The organism is Crenobacter sp. CS_VA4, assembly GCF_055597485.1.
Genome location: NZ_JBVMAE010000180.1, coordinates 1 through 244, shown reverse-complemented (window position 1 = coordinate 244; position 244 = coordinate 1). Strand labels below are relative to the sequence as shown.

The following is a 244-nucleotide window of genomic DNA, read 5'->3' as shown; positions in this document are numbered from 1 at the left end:
GCCAGCGAGGGTTCGACCCAGGCCTGAATGGTTTGCAGCGAATCGGGGTTCAGGTCGTCGATGAAATCATCGCTTTCCGCGCCGGGCTGCGGGCAGCTGAACAGGCGATCGTACAGGCGCACGGTTGCCGGACGCGCCTCTTTGGCGCAGACCCAGTGAATCACGCCCTTGGCCTTGATGCCGTCGGCCGGATCGGCGCCCAGCGTGCCCGGAACCTGCGTCGCTCGGACGCAGGTGATGTTCC

At 66.0% G+C, this 244-nt stretch carries 1 pseudogene; it reads right to left on the bottom strand.

From position 1 onward, the window contains the following. Nucleotides 1-244: pseudogene (locus tag ACZ2IA_RS23220) on the bottom strand (glutamine--tRNA ligase); the annotation flags it as partial.